This is a genomic window from Streptomyces sp. LS-MS-L19 (assembly GCF_058382285.1).
The window spans coordinates 2,734,753-2,756,910 of the sequence record NZ_JBYCLL010000001.1; the positions used below are offsets into that span (position 1 = coordinate 2,734,753).

Sequence of the window (22,158 nt, forward strand, 5' to 3'; positions counted from 1 at the left end):
CGACCTACGGACGACCCGCCAGCACCTTCGCCTCGGTCTCCGGGTCCAGCCCCACCACAGGCCGGTCCGGGCGTTGCGGAGCCACCCCGCCGAGTTCGCACAGCCAGGTCCAGGTGTCGGCGACCGTCTCGGTGACCGGGCGGCAGCGCAGGCCCGCCGCGGCGGCTCGGGAGGTGTTCGCGCCGTGGAGCGTGGTGTGCAGGTCGGAGCCCGGCGGGACCCAGATCGGCAGGTCGGTCCACGGTGCGATGCCCGCGCCGAGGACGATGTCCGGGTCGGCCCAGTGCAGTTCGGCGTCCGCGCCGGTCACCGTCACGCATGCCCGGAGGAGTTCGGACAGAGTGGTGTGTCCCTGCGGGCTCACCACGTTGTACGGGCCGCCCCGACCCGCCGCGGCGGCCGCCAGTACCCACTCCGCCAGGTCGCGGACGTCGACGTACTGAATGGGCAGGTCCTCGGGCCCGGGCGCGAGGACCCGGCCGCCGCGGGCGACCCGCCCCAGCCACCAGGGCAGGCGGCCGATGTTCTCGTACGGGCCGAGGATCAGGCCGGCCCGTCCGAGCAGGGAGCGGTCGGCGCCGAAGCTGTCCAGGACCGCGAGTTCGCCGCCCCGTTTGTCGCGGGCGTAGTCGGTCCGCCCCGCGTCGGCGAAGGCGCCCTCGACCACCGGAGCCTCCTCGGTGTACCCGGCCGGCTGGGGCCAGGTGTACACCGAGCTGCTCGACACGTATACGTACCGGTCGGCACGGTCCCGCAGCAGCCGTGCCGTGTCCCGGACCGCACGGGGCGCCCCCGACCAGGTGTCGACGACCAGGTCCCAGGGGCCGCCTCCGGCGAGGGCGGTGAGGCCGTCGGGCGCGGCGCGGTCGCCGTGCAGCGACCGCACCCCGGGCCCGGGTGCGTGCCGTCCGCGGTGGAAGACAGTCACGTCCCAGCCCTGGGCCAGGGCCGCCTCGGCGACGGCCCGGCCGACGAACTCGGTGCCACCGAGCAGGAGAAGTCTCATACCGGTGACTGTGCCCGCCGCGGCCCCGCGGTGGAACTCCGGTCTGCTGTCGGCAGAGGGTCAGTCGCCGGTCGGCGGGGTGTACTTGTAGCCGACCCGCCGCACGGTCTGGATCGCGCCCCGGAAGTCCGCGCCCAGCTTGCGGCGCAGCCGGGCGATGTGGACGTCGACGGTACGGCCGTCGCCGACATGGCCGTAGCCCCAGACCGTGGTGACCAGCTGGTCGCGGGTGTGGACCCGGTGCGGGTGCTGGACGAGGTGGGCGAGGAGCTCGAACTCCAGGTAGGTGAGGTCGAGTTCCTTGCCGTTGACCTCGGCGGTGCGCTGCACGGTGTCGATGCGGACGAGCGGGGCGGCGCTGTCGTCGGCGACCGCGGTCTCGGGCCGGTCCGGGACCGCTACCGGCAGGAACGGCGGCTGCTGGTCCGCCGGGACGAGCACCAGGTAGCCGATCATCGGCGGCTGGCCCGGCAGCGTCGGCAGGGTGTGCTGGGGAGCCGGCAGCCAGGTGGCGCCCGGCGGCAGGAAGTCCGCGACGTCCACGACCTCGTCCCGGTCGACGGCCCGCAGCCGGTGGCGCGCGGTGCCGTTCTGGGAGGAGGTCAGGGTGGCGGTGGAGAGAGAACGAGTGGTCGCCATGAGAGGTCAGCTCTTTCGCGCGAGGAGGTCAACAGGAGACGAACGTCGACTGCGCGCTGGCCGAAGGCCGGGGTGTACGGCTTTAGAGGGCCGGCGCGTTCATCGCGCGGCAACACACCCGGTCGAAGTCATGGTGCTGACGGGAGGGCCAGAAGGGCTCGAGGTCATGGCGACCCGTCGCGGTGTTCTTCTGGAAGCTGGCCATGAGCTCATTGAAGCAGACACAGGCCCGCAACAGGAGCCTCCTCTCACTGCTTGGACGCTTCCTTGGCGTGAAAACGACGTGGTCCTCCTCACCCCACCAGACGTTTGCGCCAGGTCAGGGGTCTGACCTCGATCGCCTTGTCCGGATTGCCGTCCCACACTGCGGACAGCCCGGCCGCGTCCAGTGCCGCCACGACCTCGCGCCCGACCGCCGCGGTGGTCTCGGCGGAGCCGTCGAAACCGCCGTAGAGCAGCGTGAGTCCGTGGCCTTCGGCCGCGCTCTCGGTGCACTGGGTGTGGAAGTACACGAAGCCGTGGTCGCCCTCGGCGCGCTCGGCGCCTATCTCCGCGGTGCCGCAGGTGCGGCAGCAGGTGAAGTTCTCGCGGGCGGTGATGCCTTGGGTGTTGAGGGTGTCGAAGGCACGGGTGAGGAGCTCGGGGTCCGTCGTGGTCCGCCACGTCTCCTGCTCGCCGAGCCGCTCCAGCCAGAGCCGGTCCACCAGGTGTCCGGCCTGGGCCCGGGAGACGGGCCGCTCGTCGCCGTCGACCAGCCACTCCTCGGCGTCCTCGGTGAGCTGGGCCCGGTCGTCGTAACCGCAGCGCAGCAGAAGTCGTACGCGATCCTCCACCTGCCGGCGGATCTCGTCGGGCAGCTCGGGGACCTCCTCGGCCGGACCGAGGTCCACCGGTTCCCACTCCAGGTCCGCGTCCCAGCCGTCCTCCTGCCGGGCCCAGCCGGTCAGCAGGTCGGCCACCCGGTCCGGGTCGGTCAGGCGGGTGCCGGAGAACGCGTCCCTGCCGCGGCGGTGTTCCAGCTGGTAGTCGCCGCCCTCCTCGTGCCACACCTGGGCGAACACGTCCGGCACGTCCGGGATGCGCTGGGCGACCAGGAAGCGGTTGCCCGGCCGCCCCAGGCCGGTCACGGCCGCGCGCAGTTCCACGGCCCGCATCCAGGTGTACTTCTGTCCGTTCTCGGTCCAGGCCCTGACGGCCAGACCCCCCTCGATCTCCATGTCCCCCACCATGCCAGCCGCCACTGACAACGCGCCGAGGGGCGCCCACCGGTCGGTGGGCGCCCCTCGGGAAGCAGCGTGCGGGATCAGACCTGGCCGGCCTTCTCCAGCGCCGAGCAGCAGGTGTCCACCAGGAGGCGGGTCACCACGTACGGGTCGACGTTGGCGTTGGGGCGGCGGTCCTCGATGTAGCCCTTGCCGTCCTTCTCGACCTGCCACGGGATGCGGACCGAGGCGCCGCGGTTGGAGACGCCGTAGGAGTACTCGTTCCACGGGGCGGTCTCGTGCAGGCCCGTCAGGCGGTCGTCGATGCCGGCGCCGTAGTTCTTGACGTGGTCGAGGGGCTTGGAGCCCTCACCCAGCGACTCGGCGGCGGTGATGATCGCGTCGTAGCCCTCGCGCATCGCCTTGGTGGAGAAGTTGGTGTGCGCGCCGGCGCCGTTCCAGTCGCCCTTGACCGGCTTCGGGTCGAGGGTCGCGGCGATGCCGAAGTCCTCGGCGGTGCGGTAGAGCAGCCAGCGGGCCACCCACAGGTGGTCGGAGACCTCCAGCGGGGAGACCGGGCCGACCTGGAACTCCCACTGGCCGGGCATGACCTCGGCGTTGATGCCGGAGATCGCGAGGCCGGCCTTCAGGCAGTTGTCCAGGTGCGCCTCGACGACGTCACGGCCGAAGATCTCGTCCGCGCCGACACCGCAGTAGTAGCCGCCCTGCGGGGCCGGGAAGCCCCCCTTGGGGAAGCCGAGCGGGTAGCCGTCCTTGAAGAAGGTGTACTCCTGCTCGATGCCGAAGATCGGCTCCTGCGCGGCGAACTTCTCCGCGACCTCGACCAGCGCGGCGCGCGTGTTGGAGGAGTGCGGGGTGAAGTCGATGTTCAGGACCTCGCACAGGACGAGGATGTCGTCGCCGCCGCGGATCGGGTCGGGGCAGGAGAAGACCGGCTTGAGGACACGGTCCGAGGAGTGCCCCTCGGCCTGGTTCGTGGAGGACCCGTCGAAGCCCCAGATCGGCAGCTCGGCGCCCTTCGCGTCGTCACCAAGGATCTTCGTCTTGGAGCGAAGCTTGGCCGTCGGCTCGGTGCCGTCGATCCAGATGTACTCAGCCTTGAAGCTCACGGGCCACATCCTTCGGGGGTGTGTCTGGGCGCACTTGCGGGTGCTGCGGCGCTGCGGCACTGAAACGCCGCCTCTCGATGCCCGCGAGCCTGTCAACAGGCGATTTCCCGGTCATTGCTCGAATGTGAACCCCGTGTTACCTGGTGGTGGTGTGGCGCGATTCACGGTGTGAGCGCGGCACGACGGGTACGGCGGTGTACCTGGCACCACCCCTGCCCCGGCCGTCCAGCACCCGTGACCCGGGGCCGCGCGCCGACCAGACTGGCGTCATGACCACACAGAAGCGGGGCGGCGGCGACACGAGCGTCGGGCAGATCGTGACGGCGGCCCTGCGGGGGCTGGGGCTGGCGCTGGTGGCGCTGCCGGGGGCGATCGTCGCTTTCGTGGTCTCCGTGGTGTCCATCGCTCTCGTCCCGATCGGCGTCGGGATCGTCACCACCCCCTGGGTCCTCACCGGTGTCCGGGCCTTCGCGAACCGGCGGCGGGTCCTCGCGGCCGAGTGGTGCGGCGTACGGATCCCGGCCGGGTACCGGCCGCTGCCGAAGGACGCCAATCCCTGGGCCCGCACCTTCGGGATGCTGCGCGACCCGGCGACCTGGCGGGACCTGCGGTGGCTGCTGGTGGACATGACGGCGGGGTTCGCCACCGCGCTGCTTCCGGCCGCGCTGCTGGTCTATCCGCTGGAGGGGCTCGCGCTGGCGGCCGGTCTGTGGCGGGTCTTCCCCGACGGTTACTGGTACGCCTTCGTGCCGGTCACCGGTCAGGCCTCCGCGCTCGGCGCCGGCGCCCTGGCCGTGGTCCTCCTGCTGCTGTTCCGCCTCCTCCCGCCGGCCGCGCTGCACGCCCACTTCCGGCTCACCCGGGCCGTCCTCGCCCCGAGCCAGGCCGAACTGGCCGAGCGGGTGCGGGTGTTGACCGAGACGCGGCGGGACGCGGTGGACACCTCGGCGGCCGAACTGCGGCGCATCGAGCGGGACCTGCACGACGGGGCGCAGGCCCGGCTGGTCGCCATGGGCATGGATCTCGGCACCATCGAGGCGCTCCTCGACAAGGACCCCGCCCAGGCGAAGCGGCTGCTGGCGCAGGCCCGTCAGTCCTCGGTGGACGCGCTCACCGAACTGCGCGACCTGGTGCGCGGGATCCATCCGCCGGTGCTGGCCGAGCGCGGACTGGGCGATGCCGTACGGGCGTTGGCGCTGCGGCTGCCGGTACCGACCGAGGTGGCCGTCGACCTCGGGGGCCGGGCGGACGCGCCGGTGGAGTCGGCCGCCTACTTCGCGGTCAGCGAGGTCCTCACCAACGCCGTCAAGCACTCGGGTGCCGACCGGATCTGGATCGACCTGCATCACACCGACGGGATGCTGCGGATCGGCGTCACCGACAACGGCCGCGGCGGCGCGGTGATCTCGGCCGGTTCGGGACTCGCCGGAATCGAGCGGCGGCTCGGTACATTCGACGGCGTCCTGGCCGTCAGCTCGCCCGCGGGCGGTCCCACCATGGTCACCATGGAGATCCCCTGCGCGCTGTCCTAGGCGGCCGTCGTGGAGATCCCCGGCGAGCCGGTTCGGCCCGCCGCGACGGAGACCCCTGCCGCCCTGGGAGCCCCCTTGCGCGTTGTCCTGGCCGAAGACCTCTTCCTGCTGCGCGACGGGCTCGTGCGGCTCCTTCAGGCACATGACTTCGAGATCGCCGCGGCCGTCGAGTCCGGGCCCGAGCTGGCCCGGGCGCTGGCCGAGCTGGAGCCGGACGTCGCCGTGGTCGACGTACGCCTGCCGCCGACGCACACCGACGAGGGCCTGCAGTGCGCGCTCGACGCCCGGCGGGCCAGACCCGGGCTGCCGGTGCTGGTGCTCTCGCAGCACGTGGAGCAGCTGTACGCGCGCGAGCTGCTGGCCGACGGCAGCGGCGGGGTGGGGTATCTGCTCAAGGACCGGGTGTTCGACGCCGAGCAGTTCGTGGACGCCGTACGGCGGGTGGCGGCGGGCGGGACCGCGATGGACCCGCAGGTGATCCAGCAGCTGCTGACCCGGCGGGCGGCCGACGACCAACCGCTCGCCCGGCTCACCCCGCGGGAGCGGGAGGTGCTGGAACTCATGGCGCAGGGTCGGACGAACGCGGCGATCGCCGGCCAGCTCGTGGTGACGGAACGGGCGATCGCCAAGCACACCGCCAACATCTTCACCAAACTGGGCCTCGAGGTGTCGGACGATGACAATCGCCGCGTTCTGGCGGTGCTCGCGTTTCTCGACCAGGGCCGGTGAGCAGCTCCTCATTTTCTGTAACTCCTGCTGCTCACAGGCTGGTTGGTGTACCAAGGACAGGTAAACCTCTGATTTGTTTGTGGGGCGGCTGAACGCCCCTGGGACGGCGTGCGTATGGGATGGCGCCGCTTCACTCCTGTCGGGCGCCTCGATAGCCCCGAAAAAGGAAGTCAGAGGAGTTCCATGGGACGCAATACACGTAAACGCCGCTCGTCGATGGCCACCAAGGCCATAGCCGCGTCGGCGGCCCTAGCGCTCGGTGGGGGCGGGCTGATCTGGGCGAACTTCTACGCTTCGGCGCACGAGTCCAACAACAACGGCTGGTCCCAGAACCAGACCAAGGCCGCCGCCGCGCAGGTCGCGACCATCTCGTGCCCCGACGTCGGTCAGAAGCTGACGAACGTGCCTCAGAACGCGCGTCAGGGGGTGGCCACGGAGCTGGCCAACCTGGACAAGCAGATCACCGAGGCCTACGCCAGGCTCGCCTCGACGCGCCAGGCCCAGGCGGGTGACCCGGGCTTCGTCCAGAACGCCATCGTCGGTCCCCTGAAGGAGAAGCGGGCGGCCACCATCGACCGGATCCGCATCGACATCCAGCGGGTCGGGGGACAGTTCAACACCTCGCTCAGCCAGCTGGCGGCCTGCACCACGCAGAACGCGCAGACCAACGCCGGCCAGGCCGGCGGTCAGCAGCAGAACGGCGGTCAGCAGCAGGGCGGCCAGCAGCAGAACGGCGGCCAGCAGCAAGGCGGTCAGCAGCAGAACGGCGGCCAGCAGCAGGGCGGTCAGCAGAACGGCGGCCAGCAGAACGGTGGTCAGCAGCAGGGCAACGGCGGACAGGGCGGCAACGGCCCGGTCGCGGCCGACTTCGTGGACATCACCAAGGTCCAGGGCAACGCCCAGCTCGGTGTCGGCCAGAACGGTCTGCCGGCCAACGGCAACTCCGGCTCGCGGGGCACCTTCACCACCAAGTGCGGTACCAACGGCAACGACAACCACAACACGGACAACGTGATCGTGGCCCCCGGTGTCGCCAACGGCGCCCACCACCTGCACGACTACGTCGGCAACCAGAACAACGACGCGTTCGCGAGCGACCAGGAGCTGGCGGGTGCCTCCACCAGCTGCCAGAACCAGGGCGACAAGTCCTCGTACTTCTGGCCGGTGCTGCGTCTGCAGAACGGTCAGCAGGACTTCGACCAGAACAACGACGGCGGCGGCAAGGAGGGCAACGTCGGCAAGATCCTCCAGCCGGCCCAGGCCCAGCTGAAGTTCGTCGGCAACAAGAAGGGCAATGTCGTCGCGATGCCGACGGCCCTGCGCATCATCACCGGTGACGCGAAGGCCTTCGTCAACGGCAACGCCAACGCCAACGTGAACTGGTCCTGCACCGGCTTCGAGAACAAGGTCCAGCTGCACGACAAGTACCCGATCTGCCCGCAGGGCAGCCAGGTGGTGCGCACGACCAACTTCCAGAGCTGCTGGGACGGTCAGAACATCGACAGCGCCAACCACCGCACCCACGTGGCGTTCGCCGCGGCGGACGGCAGCTGCGCCAACGGGTTCAAGGCGATCCCCCAGCTCCAGGTCCGGCTCGTCTACAACGTCCCGGCCCCGAAGCTGCAGAACGGCACGGTCGTCAACCCCTACGCGGTCGACACCTTCCCGGAGAACCTGCACAAGCCGATCACCGACCACAACGACTTCATCAACTTCTTCTCCACGAACCTGATGAACAAGATGGTCAACTGCATCAACACCGGCAAGAAGTGCCAGTGACCCGGTGACTGACTGAGAAAGCCGGCGGTGAGAATCCCTCACCGCCGGCTTTCGTGTGTCCGCGTCCTCAGTGCGCCGAGTGCGTGGCGCCCATCTTCGAGTGGTCCACACCCTCCTCGATGTCCCCGCCGAGCGTCTTGCGCAGCCCCGTCACCGTCCGGGTGGTGTCACCGACGGCGACCCACTTGCGGCCGACCAGGAAGTGACCGCCGTAGTCCTTGGCGCCGTTGATCCACTCGCGCTGGCCGCGGTCCGTCGCGAAGGTGGCGAGGATGAACTTGCCGTCGGCGTCCTTGGACTTCTTGCACACGGCCTGACGCAGCTCGTCGGCGTCGATCTGGATGTCGGGCGTGCACTTCACCTCGGCGGCCAGGTGCTCCAGGCTGCCGGTGGCCGCCGGCGGCACCGCGGCTGCGGCCTTCGCGTCACCGCCGGATCCGCAGCCCGCCAGCGCCAGCGCCGCGGCCGCGCCGGTCAGCGCGAGCATCGGTCGGGTCAACCTCATGTGTTCCTCCGGTCACGGGGTCACGTCGGACGGGCCCCGGCGGGGGTCCGTCTCCTCCCATACGGCTGCGGGGCGCGGGACGCTCAAATCCTGGTGTCACCGCTGCTACGGGTGTGCGAAAGTGTGCCGGTGAACGAGGACTGGGAAAAGCGGGTCGTGGCCGCCTGGGCCACCTTCGACGAGTATCCCGAGGAGCGGGCGGCCGAGTTCCGGGCCGTGATCGACACGCTCGTGGCCGAGCTGCCGGACGACAGCCCGGACGGCCCCTTCGAGCGGGCCTCCGCCTGGGACTCCACGGGGCACTCGGACAAGGCGGTCCCGCTGTACCGGGACGCGCTCGCGAAGGGCCTGACCGGCTACAAGGGCCGCCGCGCCAAGATCCAGCTGTCGAGCTCCCTGCGGAACACCGGACAGGCGGAGGAGGGCGTCAAGCTGCTCACCCCCGAACTGGACGCCCCCTCCGACGAGTTGGACGACGCGGTACGGGCCTGTCTCGCCCTGTGCCTGTCCAGCCTCGGCCGGGACCGCGAGGGCCTGTCCCTGGTCCTCGGCGCGCTGGCCCCCCATCTGCCGCGCTACCAGCGGTCGATGGCCAACTACGCGCGCGCCCTGGTCGACCCGGAAGGCTGATTCACTCGGTCGGCGGTGACCAACCCACGATTCGCTCGTTCTGCTGAACGTGCAGTCACAGGATGTCGCCCCGCGCCCCGCACCCGCATCAGGCTCCGCCGCCGACCCCGTCGTGGACGTCGAGCAGGCCGAGGCCGCGCTCGTCGAGCACTACCCCCGGCTGGTCCGGCTCGCCTATCTGGTGCTGCCGCCGGGCCTGGGCCGCAGCAGGCGGGTCCTGACCGCGCACGCCCTCACCCAGCGCGCGCTGCCCCGGGGCCGGGCCGCGACCCCCGTCATCCCGGCCCAGTCGGCCGGCCGCGAGGGCGACCCCGGCTACGCCTTCGTCCGCCTCCAGGTGGTACGTACGGCGCTGGAGGCGAGCCGGCCGCTCAAGCGCAGGGCGTGGCCCAAACGCTCCCAACTCCCGCCGCTGCTCCCCCAGGTGTGGGGCCTCAGGCTCTTCCCGCGCTCCGGGGGCGCCGACGAACTCGCCCTGGACCAGAGCCTGTCGGCACTCACCGGACCGGCCCGCGCCGCCTATGTCCTGCGCGGCCTGGAGAAGCTCCCGGACGGCGACGTACGCGAGGTGCTCACGGCCGCGGGCGTGGCCGACGTGGACGCGGCGCTGGAGGAGGCCGACTCCGAGGACCCCCGCTACGCCCTCCTCGACTCCCCCGAGTTCGACCCCTGTTCGCTCCAGGCCCGCCCCACCGACCTGATGCGGCGCCGGCAGCACATGAAGGCCGCGCTCGCCGCCGCCGCGGCGGTCGCCGTGTGCGGGGCGCTGCTCGGCATGCCCGGCGACGGCTGGGGCCCCGACGGCGCCGCCGCACCCGCGTACGCGCAGAACCCCGCCGCCCAGGCCGCCCTGGACCCGGCGCTGCTGACGAAGGTCCCGGCCGCCGCGTGGGAGTCCTCGGCCCGCACCGACTTCTCGGTGTGGCCCGCGCGCGGCGACCTCACCGGCGACAGCGCCCTGCTGCGCCGCGCCCTCGCCGTGTGGGCCCGCCCCGGCGAGACCGTCCAGGTCTCCGCGACCCCCGGCACCCCGTCGGGCGGCCCCTCCGGACCGCCGCAGCTCCTGTACGCCGGGACCGTCGACAACGCGCGCGTGGTCATCCTCTACGACGGTCTGCGCATCGTCCGCTACGCCGAGCCGCGCGACAGCACCAAGGGGGCCGCCCTCGACTTCGCCCGGGTCGACGGCGCGGACCGGGCCGGGGCGAGCGCGGTCGTGCTGGGCCGCGCCGACGGCAACATCCGCTATCTGACGGCCCCTTGGGTGACGAAGGCGGCCGAGCGGGACCTGCTGAAGCCGGGTTCCGGTGCCATGGAGCTGACGCTGTCCGGCGGCGCCACCGCCCCGATGGCCGGCCCCGTCCAGAGCGGCGCCTGCACCTCCTGGAACGTGCTCGAGCTGACGGACGCCTCCGGCACCCGGCTGCTGACCGACCTCGGCGAGCTGGTCCCGGCCCGCCTCACCACCGGCCGCCCCGGGTCCGTGAAGGACGCGTCCGGGGTGCGGGGGCTGCGCGCCTGGGCGCCGTACGCCTGCTCGCTGGGCGCGATGCGGTCCTCCGGCGTGCGGAGCGTGAACGCCTGGGGGTACGCGACGCAGCCGCTGCCGGGCGCGAGCGGCACGGCGGACTGGGTGTGCACCCGGGCGGAGACCTGGCAGGGCGGCGGGGAGCGGGTGCTGGCGCAGTTCCACACGCCGGGCTCGACGTACGGGGCGGTGGCGGCGAAGGCGGAGAACGTCCCGGCGTGCGGGGCGAAGGATCCGCAGGTGCTGGCCGGCGTGCTGTGGAAGTCGGGGACGGGGTCCTGGTACCTGCTGGCGGCGGGCAGCCGGGGCACGGCGTCGATCAGTGCGACGGGCGGGGTGAAGGGGTCCGCTCAGGGCAACCTGCTGGCGGTGCGGGCGGAGCAGGGGGCGCAGGCCGGGCTGAAGGGGACGCTGACGGACGGCCGTGAGGTCGGCGGGCTCCGCTAGCCATCGCGAACTCCGGTTCAGCCGACGGCTGTTGACGGTCGCGACGATCCCCTCCGTCGCGGGTGTGAAGTGAGCGACTCGTGCCGGACGTGTGAACACCACTGGCCGGACCGGTCCGTTCCGGGCCGGATCCGATCGGTAAGGTGTTCGTATGAGTACCGGGGTGCGTCGAAGAATGGGAGTCGAGGAACGGCGTCAGCAGTTGATCGGCGTCGCCCTCGAACTGTTCGCCCGTCGCTCGCCCGACGAGGTCTCCATCGACGAGATCGCGTCGGCGGCCGGCATCTCGCGGCCGCTGGTCTACCACTACTTCCCCGGCAAACTCAGCCTGTACGAAGCCGCGTTGAAGCGGGCGGCGGAGGATCTGGCGAGCCGCTTCGAGGAGCCGCACGTGGGCTCGCTGGGCGGCCGGCTGCTGCGGGTGATGCGCCGCTTCTTCGACTTCGTGGACGAACACGGGCCGGGTTTCTCGGCGTTGATGCGCGGTGGCCCGGCGGTGGGCTCGTCCGCGACGAACGCGCTCATCGACTCCGTACGGCAGGTCGCCTACGAGCAGATCCTGTCGCACCTGCGGGTGACGGACCCGCCCGCGCGCCTCGAACTGCTCATCCGCTCCTGGATCTCGCTCGTCGAGTCGACGGCCCTGATCTGGCTGGACGGCCGGCGCATCCCGCGCGCCGAGCTGGAGATCCAGCTCGTCCACGACTTCGCCGCGCTGGCGGCGGTGGGCGCGGCCTACGACGAGGAGATGACCGTACTGCTGCGGCACATGCTCAAGGACGAGCCGCACGACGGCCCCTTCACCGACCTCGCCGCGCGGCTGATCTCCCTGGCCTCCTAGAGCACGGCCTTGGTGTAGGAGGGGTCCAGGTCGCGTACCTCGGCGGAGAGGTGCACGGTGAGGCCGTCCGTGGGGCCGACGTGCTTGCGCAGCAGGTCCACGACGGCCTCGGTGAGCTTCGCCTTGGTCTCCTCGGACCGTCCGGCGAGCAGCGCGACCGAGACGTTCACGATCGCGTGGTTCTCCTTCTCGCCACCGACCGCCTCGTCCTCGGTGCGCAGCACCCGGGTCTTGCACGCCTCGAGCTTCGCGGCCGCCGTCTCGACGACGACCGGGTGCAGCGCCAGGGCGAACTCCTCCCAGTCGACGTGGTCGAGACGCGGGGAGCGTTCGATGGTGATCTGCGGCATGGGCACTCCTGTTCCAGGGCGACTGCACGTCACCCTAGCCGCAGCGCCAGCATGGCGATGTCGTCCTCCCGGTCGTGGCCGAAGGTGTCCAGCAGGGTGTCGCACAGGGCGTCCAGGCCGGGCAGGGCCCCGGAGGCGGCCGCGCGCAGGTGTTCCATGGAGGCCGTGAGATCGGTGCCCCGGGTCTCGATGAGGCCGTCGGTGACCATGAGGAGCCGGTCGGTGGGTTCGAGGTAGAGCTCGGTGGCCGGCGGATGGGGCAGGCCGACGCCGAGCAGCGGGCCGGCCGACTTGGCGTAGTCGGCGGTGCCGGTGTCGCGGACGATCAGGGGCGGGATGTGCCCGGCGTTGGCGATCCGGGTGCGTCCGGTGTCCGGGTCGACCAGGGCCAGGCAGACGGTGGCCGTGGTGTCGGGGTGGTAGCGCTGGAGCGTCCGGTCCAGGCGCTCGGCGAGGACGGCGGGGTCGCTCTCGTCGACGGCGTAGGCCCGCAGCGCGTGCCGCAGCTCGACCATGACGGTCGCCGCGTCCAGCGAGTGTCCGACGACGTCGCCGACCGCGGTGAGCACGCCCTCGTCCACCCGCAGCGCGGCGTAGAAGTCGCCGCCGATCTCGGTCTGCCGGGAGGCGGGGACGTAGCGGACCACGATGTCGAGGCCCGGCAGGTCGGGCAGCCGGTGCGGCTGGGGCAGGAAGCTGTGCTGGAGGGTGAGGGCGACATGCCGCTCGACCTTGTACATGAGCAGCGGTTCGGCGGCGAGCGCGGTGGCCTGCGCGAGCTGGGCCAGCAGGGTCTCGCCCTCCAGGCCGACCCTGCGCATCCCGCGCGCGGGCGCGGCCAGGCACACCGGTGCCCGGCCGTCCTGGGTGACGACGAGCGCGAGCCGGGCGTCCTGCTCGACGCCGGGCCGGAAGAACCCGGCCGGCCACAGCGGCGCGGGCACGGTGGTCAGCTGCACTCCGGCCTGGCCCCGGGTGAGGCGGCGCAGCAGCCCGGCAACGGTCCGGTCGGCGTCCTCGTCGGGCAGGGAGACGGGGATGCGGTCGCTGGACAGGCCGCGGTAGAGCTGGTCGTCCTGGTCGAGGACGAAGACGGCGGCGGGGGTGCCGGTGAGCCGGGAGACGCCCTCGGCGGCCGCGTCGGAGAGTTCCTGGAGGGTGCGGGCCGACTGGATGGTGACGATGGTCTCGGACAGCAGGGTGAGCCGTCGTACCAGCGCCCGGTCGCCCGCCCGCAGTTGCGCGTTGCGGACGGCGGCCCGGACCACCGCCTCGATCTCCAGGGGTTCGGCGGGCACTTTCAGATAGGCCTCGACGCCCATGTCCATGCCGGCGCAGTGCACGGCGGGCGGCACGGCGGAGGCGGAGAAGTGCACGACGGGCATTCCGGCGGTGTGCGGGCGTTCCTTGAACAGCCGGCACAGGTCGAAGCCGCTCATGTCGGGCAGCCCGACGTCCACGAGGGCGACGTCCGGGAGGGTTCCCTTGCGCAGCCGGGTGTCGAGTTCGGCGAGGGCCTCGCCGCCGGTGGCGACCGGGACCACGCGGTGTCCCGCGCGGCTCAGCACGGTGCCCATGGCGTACCGGCTGGCCTCCACGTCGTCCACGACCATCACGGTCGTGCCGGTGAGCTTGCCTTTGTCGTCCATCTGTCACCCCCTCGGGCAACACCGGTGGAGCGGACCGGGGTTCGGGGTCCGCTCCACCAAGGTAATGCCTTCAGCTAGGGATGGCGGAGGAAAACGGCCACGGTCCGCTCCGGAACGGCGAAGGTACCCGATTCCGTGTCGAAAGAGGCCTTCTTGACGGTAGAGTCCGCCCCTGCTACCTGCACCGGGTGCAGCCGGTACGTGCTTCCGGCCAGGGCCCGGACCCGCTGGTCCTGCTCCTTCGGGGTCGCGTTGAAGACGACCACGAGGTCGCCGAGTTCCATGGTGATGACGCCGGGCGTCTCGTCCTTCCCGGAGAGCGGGAAGGACAGCGTCGACTGCACCTGGTCGGCGGTGGCGAGCGAGAACGCCTGCTCCGTCGTACGGATCCTCAGCAGGTCCTGGTAGGCGGCCGAGGCCCCTTCGATCTGGGCGCAGCCGACCTTCACGGTGCCCAGCAGGGGCTTGGCGTACGGCCACTTGGACGCGTTGTCGGCCGCCATGGGCAGTCCGCGTCCGAAGCCGTTGCCGTCCTGGCAGTTCCAGTGGATCGCGTTGAACCAGTCGCCGCTGTCGTAGGAGTTGCGGTCCAGGGACTTGGAGCGCAGCAGGTCGGTGCCCGCCTGGGAGAGCGCCGGGCCCTGCGAGAGGGCGGCGGTGGCCATGGCGAGGACCTGCATCCGGGCGCGGTCTTCCGAACTGGTCGACGCGGGCAGCTTGTACGTCAGCGCGTCGAACAGCGACTCGTTGTCGTGCGCGTCGGCGTAGGCGAGGGCGTCGCCGGGCGCGTCCGCGTAGCCGGCGGGCTGTCCGTTGTAGTCGACCTGGGCGCCGGTGACCTCCTTGCCGTCGGTGTCGGTGAAGGTGAACTGCTTGAGGTTGCCGGACAGGCCGACCTTGATCAGGTCCTGGTAGTGGAGGAGGCGGGCCTTCTGCTCCTCCGGAGTGCCGTTGCTCTTCGAGGAGTTGGGGTCGGTGTAGAGCCCGGACGCGAAGCCCTGGACACCGGGGTCCTCGTCGAAGGGGCCGCCGCCGCGGACCGCGTCACGGGCGCGGTCGGAGAAGGTCGCGACGCCGGTGCCGGCCATGTTCTTCTGGGTGGCCTGCACGAAGCGGGCGTCGTCGGCGACCTCGCCGAAGTTCCAGCCCTCGCCGTAGAGGATGATCTTCCTGCCGTCGACGCCGTCCTTCTTGAGGGTCAGGGCGTCGAGGGCCTTGCGGACGGCCAGGATGTTGGCCTTGGGGTGGTGGCCCATGAGGTCGAAGCGGAAGCCGTCGACCTTGTACTCCCTGGCCCAGGTGACGATCGAGTCGACGACCAGCTTGCCCATCATGGCGTTCTCGGTGGCGGTGTTCGCGCAGCAGGTGCTGTTGGCGACCGAGCCGTCGGCGAGGAGCCGCTGGTAGTAGCCGGGCACGATCCGGTCGAGCACGCTCGTGGCGGCCTGGCCGCTCGCCGCGGTGTGGTTGTAGACGACGTCCATGACGACCCTGAGGCCGTCCTCGTTCAGGGACTTGACCATCCTCCGGAACTCGACCGTGCGGCCGGTGCCGTTCGGGTCGGTGGCGTAGGAGCCCTCGGGGACCGTGTAGTGGTAGGGGTCGTAGCCCCAGTTGTAGGCGTCCTTGGCGGCGGTCTTGGCGACGCACGCCTGCTGCTGGTCGGAGTCGGCCGGGTAGGAGGCGAGGTCGCAGTCCGGGGTCGCCTGGTCCTGGCGGCGTTCGGGAACGGTGGCGAGGTCGAAGGCGGGCAGGAGGTGGACGTAGCTCGTGCCCGACTTCGCGAGCTGCTTCAGGTGCTGGGAGCCGTCGCTGTTCTTGTCGGTGAAGGCGAGGTAGGTGCCCTGGTCCTTCGCGGGCACGGTCTTGTCCGCCACCGAGAAGTCCCGGACGTGCAGCTCCTGGATCTCGGCGTCCCTCAGGGGCACGGCCTTCGGCTTGGTGTACGTCGACCAGCCGCTCGGGGCCAGGGACCTGTCGGCCAGGTCCACGACGAGGCTGCGCGCCGAGTCGGTGGTCAGGGCGACCGAGTAGGGGTCGGTGACCTTGTTGGTGACCAGTTCACCGACGCTGGGGGCCCACACCTTCACGACATAGCGGTAGGGCTTGCCCTTCCAGGAGGCCGGGCCGGTGACGGACCAGACGCCGGTGGTGGCGTCGCGCTTCATCCTGACGGTGGACCCGGCGAGCTCCAGCGACACGTTCTGCGCGGTCGGCGCCCAGACCGCGAGGGTCGGGCGTCCCTTGCTGAACGTCGGTCCCAGAGCGGCCTTCGTCGCCGTCGGGTACAGGTCGTCGAGCACGCCCGCGATCTGGACCCCGGTGGCCGCCGACACGGCGCCGTTCGCGGCACGCTGGGAGGCGACGAGCTGACCGGTGAGGGCCTGCTTCACCCGGTCGCGGTCACGTGGGTCGACGGACCAGGCCGTGTAGTCCTTCAGGTGGGGGTACTTCGCCTTCTGGGCGTCGGTGAGGGTGGTTCTGGTGAGCCGCAGCCAGCGCTCGTCGTCGCTGGTCAGCGTCCCGTCCTTGACGGCGATCGAGCCGTCGTGGGAATACAGCAGCTGGGTGGAGGCGGCGGTGTCGTCGCCGTTCCAGGCGACCGTGTTCCGGTCGATCCAGACCGCCTTGGAGGTGGTCAGGTCGAGCGCGGCGGCGGACCCTGCGGGCTGCGGGAGCAGGTACTGCTCCTGGCCGCTCAAGAGCCACACCTCGTGGCCGTTCGCCGTGAGGTCCAGGGACTGGTCGGTGGGCAGGTCCTTCTCGTCGCCCTTGTGGATGATGTAACTGAGGCTGCCGGCCCCATCGTTGAGCGGCACCTCGTAGACCGCGCCGTAGGCGTCGGTCCGTACCGGCTCCAGCGGTTTCGACCACTCCGTGGGGTTCGCGGCGCCCGTCCAGACGTGCAGCCCCCAGCCGTCGTAGTTCCCGTCGGCGCGGTGGTAGTGGATGACCGCCTTGGTCCTGTCCTGTGCCGGGTAGTCGGGCCGCTCGGTCTGTACGGCGTCCTTGCCCTGCTCGATCCACACCTCACCGGTCTTGGTGACGTCGATCGTGCGGTCGGTGGAGACGTCCTTGTTGCCGTCCTTGTCGATGACGAGGAAGCCGACGTTGGAGGCGCCGGGCTTCAGCTTGACGTAGGCGAAGGCGCCGTAGGCGTCCCGGCCGACGAAGGGGTGGCCGGCGGGCCAGGTGGTGGACTCGCCGTCGGCGAGGTCGCCCCAGGCGTACAGGCCCCAGTCGGCGTAGTCGCCGTCGGTGCGCTTGTAGTGGACGACCGCGTAGTCGCGGGAGGAGGCGGTCGGGGGCTCCTCGGTGGGCGGGGTGCCGGTGACCGACTCGGCCGTCGCCGACGCGGTGCGGCCGGCCGTGTCGATGGCAACCGCCTTGTAGCGCAGGGTGGTTCCGGCTGGGACCGAGGCGCCGATGGTCTGCGTGACCTTGTAGGGGGCGTGGTCGGCCGAGCCGAGGACCTGCCACGTGCCGTTGCCGGTCTGGGCGGCGAAGACGACCCGGTTGAGCTGTCCGCCGGTCACGTCGGCGGTGAGCTCGACGGTGCCGGTGGCGCCGGTGGCCGGGGCCTTGAGGGTGATCGTGGGCTTGGTGGCGGGCTCGGCGAGCCTGCCGGCCGCCTTGAGGACGATCGTCGAGCCGGCGGGGACGGTGACGGTGATCTTCTTGGCGGCGTCGGAGCTGACGGTCGACGCACCGCCGTAGACGCCCTTGAAGGCCGTGTTCGCCGAACCGGTCGCGAAGGAGGCCGACTTGGCCGCGCCCGCGTTGTTGAAGGCGACGACGTACTCCTGGCCGGTCTTCGCGTCGGTGCGGGAGAAGGCGTAGATGCCGGCCCCGTCCGCCGCGTACCGCTGCTCCTGGACGCCGTCCGTCAGCGCGGGACTGGCCTTGCGGAGCTTGGCCAGCTCGGCGATCTGCCGGTACAGCGGTGCGCTGGTGTCGTAGGCGTCGCTCGCGTGGGTGCGGTCGGTGCCGATCTCGTCGTCGTCGAGGTAGTCGGCGGTCTTCGACGCGAACATCGTCTGGCGGGCGTCCTTGTCGCCGCCCGCGCCGGTGAAGCCCTGCTCGTCGCCGTAGTAGACGACGGGGTTGCCGCGGCTGAGGAACATCAGCTCGTTGGCGAGCCTGTCCTTGGCGAGGAGTTCGGCGTCGGTGGCCTTCGGGTTGTCCTGGTTCAGGAAGTACCCGATGCGGCCCATGTCGTGGTTGCCGAGGAAGGTGACCTGTTCGTATGCGTTGGCCTTGTCGGTCGTGTACTTGTAGTCGTCGCCGAAGACACCGGCGAGCTTCTGCGCGCTGCCGCCCTGGGAGGCGTACTGGCGTGCCGCCTCCTGGAAGGGGAAGTCCAGGGTGGCGTCGAGGCGGCCCTGGGTGACGTAGGGCGAGGTGATCGAGGTGTCGGCGGAGTAGACCTCGCCGAACATGAAGAAGTTCCTACGGCCCTGCTGGGCCGCGTAGGCGTCGAGGGCCGTGGCCCACTGGGTCCAGAACTCCATGTCGACGTGCTTCACGGTGTCGATCCGGAAGCCGTCGATGTCGAAGTCGCGCACCCACCTCTGGTAGATCTTCTCCATGCCCTTGACGACCTCGGGGCGCTCGGTCCACAGGTCGTCGAGGCCGGAGAAGTCGCCGTAGGTCGTGGACTCGCCGGCGTAGGTCGAGTCGCCGCGGTTGTGGTACATCGTGGGGTCGTTGAGCCAGGCCGGGACCTTGGCGCCGGTGTCGGTGACCGTGGGGGTGCGCGGGAAGGAGTCGGCGTCGACGGGCGGGAACGCCCTGGAGCCGTCGGCGTGGTCCGCGTCGTCGAAGGGCTCCCCGTCCTTGGTCAGGTACGGGAACGCGCCCTTGGAGAGGTAGTCGTAGGACTTCTCCTCGTAGTCGACGACGTCGGCCGTGTGGTTGGTGATGACGTCGAAGAAGACCTTCATGCCCTTGGCGTGAGCCTTGGAGATGAGGGTCTCGAGGTCCTTGTTGGTGCCGAAGTGCGGGTCGACCTGGGTGAAGTCGGTGATCCAGTAGCCGTGGTAGCCGGCCGAGGCGTTGGCCCCCGTGCCCTGGACGGGCTTGTTCTTGAAGATCGGGGCCATCCAGATGGCGGTGGTGCCGAGGCCCTTGATGTAGTCGAGGCGCTTGGTGAGGCCCTTGAGGTCGCCGCCCTGGTAGAAGCCCTTGTCGGTGGGGTCGTAGCCGGTGGAGAGACGGGAACCGGTCAGGCCGCCCTTGTCGTTGGCGGTGTCGCCGTTGGCGAAACGGTCCGGCAGGACGAAGTAGAACTGCTCACGGGTGTCGTCGTGCCGGGCCGGCTGTGCGGCGAGCTTGGCGTCGGAGGGCGGGGGCGGCGGGGTGTCCGCCCGGGCGGACAGGGGTGGGACGAGCGCTGCGGCCAGCGCGGTCACGGTGACCGCGGCGACCCGTCCGGCGTGCGTGCGGAGGCGCCTCGACGGCACCGGCCATCTCGGTATCACTGACGTGGACTCCTTGCGATGTACGGCTCTTCGGGTCCGACCCCGCGCGACCGTATCGCCGCCGCAAGGCTTACAGCAAGAGCCGTGAAACGACCGGAAAGAACTTTCACGAGCCATGTGCCGCTCATAATCGGTGGCCTTCGGATCGGCGCACGACTACCTTCCCGCGCATGGAGCAGGAACCTCCCCTGGTGCGCGAGATCCACCCGGAGCTGATCGACGAACTCGCCGCTCTCCTGGAGGCGGAGGGGGAGCGCGAGTTGGCCATCTGCGTGCGGGATGTCCGGCTGGTCGGCGCGTGCGGCTGCGGGGACGACTTCTGCCAGAGCATCCGGACCGCGGAGCATCCGCAGGGGCAGCCGTACGGTCCGGGACATCGCTGTGTGCCGCTGCTGCCTTCGTCGGGCGATCTGATCCTCGACGTCGTGCACGGGCGGATCGTGTACATCGAGATACTCGGACGACCGCCCCTGCGCCGGCGCGCACAGCCGGAACAGGGGCCGTCGGGGGTGGTTCAGCAGGTGGACTTGCCCGCGTAGATCGCCAGCGCCGTGTTGGCGCCGAGGGTGGCCGTGAACTGGCCGTTGGAGTTCACCGTCACGCTCGTGTTGTTCTGGACGTTGCAGTACGTCCCGGCCGGCAGCGAGGTCTGGTAGGTGCGGCTCAGGCTGCCCGACTCGTGGTTGATGGCGACGTAGCCCTTGGCGCCCCGCCCGAAGGCGATCGCGTCGCCGCCGTTGTCCCACCAGTTGGTGACCGACTCCCCGCGGACGGCGTTGCGGAAGGCGACCATGCGCAGGATCTCCGGCCAGGCGTGCTGGCACTTCCAGCCGTTCTGCCAACAGGCGCTCACGGAGCCGTTGTCGGGCGGTCCCGCGTCCGTGTCGGACCACTCGTAGCCGGAGTTGATGTCCGGGGCGCCGTACGGATAGGCCAGCATGAAGACGTTGGCCAGCGTGTAGTTCGCGCCGTCCTTGTAGTTCAGCGTGCTGCCGTTGCGCTCGGTGTCGTGGTTGTCGACGAAGACGCCCGCGACCGAGCTGCTCATGTAGCCCCAGCCCTCGCCGTAGTTCTTCAGGTAGGCGAGGTTCTCGTTGTTGAAGACCCGCTTGAGGTCGTAGGCGTAACGGAACTCCTGCACATCGCCGTTGCCCGTGTACTCGGTGGGCTGGACGGCCTCCCCGCTGCCGTAGATGACCTCCTGCTTCCAGTACACCGACGGGTTGCTGAGGCGGGACTTGATGGTGGCGAGGTCGGCGCTGTCGATGTGCTTGGCCGCGTCGATGCGGAAGCCGTCGACGCCGAGGGAGAGCAGGTCGTTCATGTACCCGGCGATCGCGCCGCGGACGTACGGCTCACCCGTGTCGAGGTCGGCCAGACCCACCAGTTCGCAGTGCTGGACGTTCCAGCGGTCCTGGTAGTTGGTGACCTGGGAGGTGCAGTCGTCGAAGTCGTAGGAGGAGTACAGGCCGGGGTAGGTGTACTTCGTGTACGACGACCCGCCCGTGCCGGTGCCGCTGCCCGCGGCCATGTGGTTGATGACGGTGTCGACGACGACCTTCACCCCGGCCGCGTGGCAGGTGTTCACCATGTTCTGGAAGGCCGTGCGGTCGCCGAGACGTCCGGCGATCCTGTAGCTGACCGGCTGGTACGAGGTCCACCACTGCGAGCCCTGGATGTGCTCGGCGGGCGGGGAGACCTGGACGTAGCCGTATCCGGCGGGGCCGAGGGTGGTGGTGCACTCCTTGGCGACCGAGGCGAAGTTCCACTCGAAGAGGACGGCGGTGACGTCCTTGCCGCCCGGTGGGGAGGCCTGGGCGGCGGTGGGGGTGAGGACGGCGACCGCGGCGGCGAACACGGTGGCCGCGGCGGTGGCGGTGGCTCTTGCGGACCATCTCGATATCACGTGGGGGTTCTCCTTGCCGGACGGCCAGGCGTCGTTGCCTGGCGCCGGCGAGAACGTACCGCTGTTGAAATGTTTACAGCAAGAGTCGAGAAAGTAACGGCAAGAACTTTCACACTTGCTCGGCGGGCCTGCTCGGCAGGTCGCCGCGGCGGCCCTCGCAGGAGTAGACGATCTCCACCGCCCCGCCGGGCAGGGCTCGTTGGCTCAGGAAGGTCAGTCCGGTCTCGGGGCTGAGCGCCGGGGTCAGCTGGGTGCCGCCGCCGAACAGCAGGGGCAGCACGACCAGTTCGAGGCGGTCCAGGGCGCCGAGCGCGTGGAAGGTCGCGATGGTCCGCGGGCCGCCGATGAGGTGGACGTCCCCGCCCCGGTTGGCCGCGCGGACCTTCTCGAGGAGCCGGACCGGGTCGCTGTCGGTGGTGACGTGGTCGGGGGTGCCCTCGGGCCGGTGCGAGCCGAGGACGAACACGTCCAGGTCCGGCCAGGGCCAGCGGCTGTTGGTCAGGGCCGGCTCGAAGGTCGTACGGCCCATGAGCGCGGCCTCGCAGTCCGCCAGGAACTCGCGGATGCCGTGGCTCTGGCCGGGGACGAACGCGGGGTCGGCGGTGAGCGCGGGCCAGCCGCTCGGCGTGGTCACATAGCCGTCGGCACTCGTGCTCAGGCGGGCGCGGATCTTCATGGTCTCTCCTCGGGCAGTCGGACACGGGGCGCTGTTAGCCCCTTCACCCAAGCGTCGAACGCGGGCCCCGCCGATCGACACGCCGGAGAAAGAAATCACCGGGCCCCCCTCAGGGCCCGGTGATTCGTC

Annotated in this window: 17 protein-coding genes; 7 read left to right on the top strand and 10 right to left on the bottom strand. The window is 70.7% G+C overall.

All coding sequences use genetic code 11. The features are described from left to right. Positions 1–4 precede the first annotated feature (4 nt). From AC2XR2_RS12120 to glnII, 4 genes are all read right to left on the bottom strand, one after another. Positions 5–1,006 (bottom strand): NAD-dependent epimerase/dehydratase family protein, encoded by a 1,002-nt coding sequence (locus AC2XR2_RS12120; RefSeq protein ID WP_491515015.1) that lies wholly within the window; start codon positions 1,004–1,006, stop codon positions 5–7. A gap of 60 nt (positions 1,007–1,066) precedes the next feature. Beyond that, a complete protein-coding gene (locus AC2XR2_RS12125; RefSeq protein WP_491515016.1) occupies positions 1,067–1,645 on the bottom strand; it encodes a winged helix-turn-helix domain-containing protein in 579 nt (192 codons plus the stop codon). 293 nt (positions 1,646–1,938) lie between these two features. Continuing rightward, entirely contained in the window at positions 1,939–2,862 is a 924-nt protein-coding gene (locus AC2XR2_RS12130) for a DUF6891 domain-containing protein (protein ID WP_491515017.1), read from the bottom strand. Positions 2,863–2,948: 86 nt separating this feature from the next. After that, entirely contained in the window at positions 2,949–3,977 is a 1,029-nt protein-coding gene (gene glnII / locus AC2XR2_RS12135) for a glutamine synthetase (RefSeq protein WP_330267427.1), read from the bottom strand. 269 nt (positions 3,978–4,246) lie between these two features. Here glnII and AC2XR2_RS12140 point away from each other — a divergent pair, with 269 nt between their 5' ends. The 3 genes from AC2XR2_RS12140 (at position 4,247) to AC2XR2_RS12150 (ending at position 8,017) form a co-directional block, all read left to right on the top strand. Beyond that, positions 4,247–5,509, top strand: a complete 1,263-nt coding sequence (locus AC2XR2_RS12140) for a sensor histidine kinase (RefSeq protein ID WP_491515018.1) — start codon at positions 4,247–4,249, stop codon at positions 5,507–5,509. A 75-nt stretch (positions 5,510–5,584) separates the two neighbouring features. Beyond that, positions 5,585–6,238: a response regulator transcription factor gene (locus tag AC2XR2_RS12145; protein ID WP_330267425.1), complete on the top strand. Its 654-nt coding sequence runs from the start codon at positions 5,585–5,587 to the stop codon at positions 6,236–6,238. Between the two features lie 183 nt (positions 6,239–6,421). Further along, positions 6,422–8,017, top strand: a complete 1,596-nt coding sequence (locus AC2XR2_RS12150) for a DUF1996 domain-containing protein (protein ID WP_381301821.1) — start codon at positions 6,422–6,424, stop codon at positions 8,015–8,017. A 67-nt stretch (positions 8,018–8,084) separates the two neighbouring features. Here AC2XR2_RS12150 and AC2XR2_RS12155 read toward each other — a convergent pair whose 3' ends face one another. Then, positions 8,085–8,522, bottom strand: coding sequence for a hypothetical protein (locus AC2XR2_RS12155; RefSeq protein ID WP_491515019.1), 438 nt, complete (start codon positions 8,520–8,522; stop codon positions 8,085–8,087). A gap of 129 nt (positions 8,523–8,651) precedes the next feature. Here AC2XR2_RS12155 and AC2XR2_RS12160 point away from each other — a divergent pair, with 129 nt between their 5' ends. The 3 genes from AC2XR2_RS12160 (at position 8,652) to AC2XR2_RS12170 (ending at position 11,968) form a co-directional block, all read left to right on the top strand. Then, the gene (locus AC2XR2_RS12160; RefSeq protein WP_381301816.1) at positions 8,652–9,152 is read left to right on the top strand and encodes a tetratricopeptide repeat protein; all 501 of its coding nucleotides are present in this window, start codon (positions 8,652–8,654) and stop codon (positions 9,150–9,152) included. 49 nt (positions 9,153–9,201) lie between these two features. Then, entirely contained in the window at positions 9,202–11,127 is a 1,926-nt protein-coding gene (locus tag AC2XR2_RS12165) for a hypothetical protein (RefSeq protein ID WP_491515020.1), read from the top strand. Positions 11,128–11,278: 151 nt separating this feature from the next. Continuing rightward, positions 11,279–11,968 carry a TetR/AcrR family transcriptional regulator gene (locus tag AC2XR2_RS12170; protein ID WP_330267420.1) on the top strand — a complete coding sequence of 230 codons (690 nt, stop codon included), beginning with the start codon at positions 11,279–11,281 and terminating at the stop codon, positions 11,966–11,968. On the opposite strand, the gene AC2XR2_RS12175 is transcribed toward AC2XR2_RS12170, so the two are convergent. The 3 genes from AC2XR2_RS12175 to pulA form a co-directional block, all read right to left on the bottom strand. Beyond that, the gene (locus AC2XR2_RS12175; RefSeq protein WP_449353424.1) at positions 11,965–12,318 is read right to left on the bottom strand and encodes a 5-carboxymethyl-2-hydroxymuconate Delta-isomerase; all 354 of its coding nucleotides are present in this window, start codon (positions 12,316–12,318) and stop codon (positions 11,965–11,967) included. The two genes, AC2XR2_RS12170 and AC2XR2_RS12175, sit on opposite strands and share 4 nt — an antisense overlap. A gap of 29 nt (positions 12,319–12,347) precedes the next feature. Next, positions 12,348–13,967, bottom strand: coding sequence for a SpoIIE family protein phosphatase (locus tag AC2XR2_RS12180; protein ID WP_381301811.1), 1,620 nt, complete (start codon positions 13,965–13,967; stop codon positions 12,348–12,350). A gap of 74 nt (positions 13,968–14,041) precedes the next feature. After that, complete coding sequence (gene pulA / locus AC2XR2_RS12185; RefSeq protein ID WP_491515021.1) at positions 14,042–19,447, bottom strand: pullulanase-type alpha-1,6-glucosidase; 5,406 nt, start codon at positions 19,445–19,447, stop codon at positions 14,042–14,044. A gap of 170 nt (positions 19,448–19,617) precedes the next feature. On the opposite strand from pulA, the gene AC2XR2_RS12190 reads away from it, so the two are divergent. Continuing rightward, positions 19,618–19,986, top strand: coding sequence for a hypothetical protein (locus AC2XR2_RS12190; protein WP_491515022.1), 369 nt, complete (start codon positions 19,618–19,620; stop codon positions 19,984–19,986). On the opposite strand, the gene AC2XR2_RS12195 is transcribed toward AC2XR2_RS12190, so the two are convergent. Beyond that, the gene (locus AC2XR2_RS12195) at positions 19,962–21,353 is read right to left on the bottom strand and encodes an alpha-amylase (RefSeq protein ID WP_491515023.1); all 1,392 of its coding nucleotides are present in this window, start codon (positions 21,351–21,353) and stop codon (positions 19,962–19,964) included. The genes AC2XR2_RS12190 and AC2XR2_RS12195 overlap by 25 nt on opposite strands. A 109-nt stretch (positions 21,354–21,462) precedes the next feature. Further along, positions 21,463–22,029, bottom strand: a complete 567-nt coding sequence (locus AC2XR2_RS12200) for a dihydrofolate reductase family protein (RefSeq protein ID WP_330267414.1) — start codon at positions 22,027–22,029, stop codon at positions 21,463–21,465. Between the last annotated feature and the right edge of the window lie 129 nt (positions 22,030–22,158).

Bases quoted from the DNA above. Each gene is read 5' to 3' on its own strand.
- AC2XR2_RS12140 (WP_491515018.1), top strand. From the start codon at position 4,247: ATGACCACACAGAAGCGGGGCGGCGGCGACACGAGCGTCGGGCAGATC.
- AC2XR2_RS12150 (WP_381301821.1), top strand. From the start codon at position 6,422: ATGGGACGCAATACACGTAAACGCCGCTCGTCGATGGCCACCAAGGCC.
- AC2XR2_RS12190 (WP_491515022.1), top strand. From the start codon at position 19,618: ATGGAGCAGGAACCTCCCCTGGTGCGCGAGATCCACCCGGAGCTGATC.
- AC2XR2_RS12170 (WP_330267420.1), top strand. From the start codon at position 11,279: ATGAGTACCGGGGTGCGTCGAAGAATGGGAGTCGAGGAACGGCGTCAG.
- AC2XR2_RS12125 (WP_491515016.1), bottom strand. From the start codon at position 1,645: ATGGCGACCACTCGTTCTCTCTCCACCGCCACCCTGACCTCCTCCCAG.
- AC2XR2_RS12200 (WP_330267414.1), bottom strand. From the start codon at position 22,029: ATGAAGATCCGCGCCCGCCTGAGCACGAGTGCCGACGGCTATGTGACC.
- AC2XR2_RS12120 (WP_491515015.1), bottom strand. From the start codon at position 1,006: ATGAGACTTCTCCTGCTCGGTGGCACCGAGTTCGTCGGCCGGGCCGTC.
- AC2XR2_RS12130 (WP_491515017.1), bottom strand. From the start codon at position 2,862: ATGGAGATCGAGGGGGGTCTGGCCGTCAGGGCCTGGACCGAGAACGGA.
- AC2XR2_RS12155 (WP_491515019.1), bottom strand. From the start codon at position 8,522: ATGAGGTTGACCCGACCGATGCTCGCGCTGACCGGCGCGGCCGCGGCG.
- AC2XR2_RS12180 (WP_381301811.1), bottom strand. From the start codon at position 13,967: ATGGACGACAAAGGCAAGCTCACCGGCACGACCGTGATGGTCGTGGAC.
- AC2XR2_RS12175 (WP_449353424.1), bottom strand. From the start codon at position 12,318: ATGCCGCAGATCACCATCGAACGCTCCCCGCGTCTCGACCACGTCGAC.